This is a genomic window from Mesorhizobium sp. P5_C1 (genome assembly GCF_054049815.1).
Genome location: NZ_JBFULQ010000695.1, coordinates 1 through 2,450, shown reverse-complemented (window position 1 = coordinate 2,450; position 2,450 = coordinate 1). Strand labels below are relative to the sequence as shown.

Here is a 2,450-nt window from a genome sequence, read left to right as displayed (position 1 = left end):
TTGCAGGCCCTGGCCAAGCAGAAACCGGGTGCTCTCGGAACCGGCTTCTTCATCGGCCTTGGCATCGCGTTATGGAGCGCCAACAGCGGCATGAAGGCGCTCTTCGACGCCATGAACATTGCTTATGAAGAGCGCGAGAAACGCAGCTTCATCACCCTCAACCTGATGTCGATCCTGTTTACGGTCGGAGCCTTGCTGATTGGCATCGTGCTGTTGCTGACCGTGGGCGTCGTTCCGGCATTGTTGCGCTATTTCTACCTTGATGCCTGGACCGAAACGCTTGTTGCGGCGTCCCGATGGCCGATCCTGGTTTGCACCACGCTGACCGGCATTTCCCTGCTCTATCGCTTCGGGCCGAGTCGAGAGTATGCCAAGTGGCGATGGCTGAGTTGGGGAGCCTTGATCGCGACCACTGTCTGGATCGGGGCATCGTGGCTCTTCTCGTTCTATCTGCAGCATTTCGCCAACTACAACGCCACGTACGGATCGCTTGGCGCGGTGGTCGGCTTGATGATGTGGACTTGGATTTCAGTCATCATCCTTATTGCCGGCGCCGCCATCAACGCGGAGATGGAACATCAGACGGCCGTTGACTCGACCACGGGCCCTGCCCTGCCCATGGGCAAGCGCGGTGCGGTCGTCGCCGACACATTGGGCAAGACTGCGGATTGATGGTCTGACGATCCCATCTGTCGCCGTTCTTGCGACGCAGCCTGAAATCACACGGTGCCAGAAGCGACACGCCGGCAATCAACTCAAGCGAATGACTTCCAAGGGTCCGCCATGCGCCATTGGCGCACCCGAAAATAGTTTGGACTGAACAGCGAGGTCTAAGTTTCGCTGCCTGGAAAATGTGCTTCAGCCTCATTCGGCTCAGACAGGTTCACCTGGAAAAGGCAGACCAGTCCCGATCTTTCGAAAGTCAGCACCACGCGTCCCGCGGAATCGGAGTCGAATATGCGCTCCAGGAGCTGGGTGCCAAACCCCTTGCGCTCGACGGGACCGACGGTCGGGCCACCAGTCTCTCGCCATTCGAGTTCAAGTTGGCGTTGCTGTTTTTGACCAACAAGCTTCCAGGATAGCGAAACCCTGCCGTTTGAATTCGACAACGCCCCATATTTGATCGCATTTGTCGTAAGTTCATGAAGTGCTAGAGCACATGAAAGGGCGACGTTGGGCGGAAGCCAAACCTTCCCTCCGCTGATTTGAAATCGTTCGATCGGAGCGTGTGGCTTGATCGAGGCTGTGACCAGATCATGGAGATCGGCGCCGCTCCAGTTCTTCTGCGTCAGGATATCGTGCGCCTTCGCCAGCGAGATGAGCCGGTCGGACAGGACCCGTCCTGCCTCGGGCAAAGTGGTTGCGTTGCGGATCGTCTGGCTTGCGATTGCCTGGACCACCGAAAGCGTGTTCTTGACGCGGTGGTTGAGTTCGTTGACCAGCAATTTGCGATGCTCTTCGCCGCGTCTGCGGTCGGTTATATCGAGGCTGATCTGCACGGCACCAATTATGCTGCCGCCCGGGCTGCGGATCGGACGCGCGCTCGAGAGCAGAAAGCGCTCCACGCCAGACGGAAGCGTATAGGCGAATTCTTCGTTGTCTGTCAGCTCTCCACGCATGGCCCGGCTCAGAGGCCGGTCCTCTCGGCTCACCGTATGCCCGTCCTTGACCGCCACGGTGTTGATCACGAGGTCGGGCGCGCCAAACGATTTGCGGGCGTCGGTCGGCAAACCCATGAGTTCCGCCGCGAAGCGATTGCGAATGACCTGTAGGGCTTGGGGGTCATAGGTGAACCAGACCGCTGCCGGCACCGTCTCCAGTACTGTCTCCAATTCATACCGGCGCTCGGCGATGGCGCGCTCGGCGTCTACCAGCGCCTGCGCAATGGCGCCGAACTCCGCAACCGTGGTGGACATGGGCTCAACTGCGCGGCCCTGACCAAGCGCCTCAGCTCGGGCAGCTAGGTCGGTGGTCGCTCCAGTGAAGCGCTTTCCCACGACGTAGCCGAGAGCGATCGACACAAGAAGTGCCAGCAGGCCGATCCCGCAAATTGCCGCGAGCGAGCGCCATAGCGGCGCCTGCACCTCGGAAAGCGGCACGTTGGCGGTATAGAACCAATCGGAATAGGAGGATCGGTAGTAGCCCGCCAGCAGCGTGGTGCCCTCGAAGTTGCGGGATGTGAAGCTGCCGGAGCGGCCAACGATCTTTTCCAGATATTCCGGCAATCCAGGCTTGCCGCTCATCTCCTGATGCGACCTGGAACGTGCCACGTAACTTCCGTGGCGATCTCCAACACCAACCGTCCACCCCTCAAGAACAGCAGGCATCATCACATCCCGGATGCGTCCGGTCGGGATGGAAATCGAAAGGACCAGATCTTCGCCCGTCGGCGCCGGCACCCGTATGGCAACGGCTATGCGGTAGTTTTTGGAATCCTCGCTGGCAAAGAC

General features: G+C 59.6%; 2 protein-coding genes. One reads left to right on the top strand and one right to left on the bottom strand.

The annotated features are described in order from the left end of the window. Positions 1–672, top strand: a 672-nt coding sequence (locus ACXJ7R_RS30030) for a YihY/virulence factor BrkB family protein (protein ID WP_457154991.1), incomplete at its 5' end; no start/stop codon positions are given. Positions 673–830: 158 nt separating this feature from the next. Here ACXJ7R_RS30030 and ACXJ7R_RS30025 read toward each other — a convergent pair. Further along, a partial coding sequence (locus ACXJ7R_RS30025) for an HWE histidine kinase domain-containing protein (RefSeq protein WP_457154990.1) occupies positions 831–2,450 on the bottom strand: 1,620 nt, incomplete at its 5' end.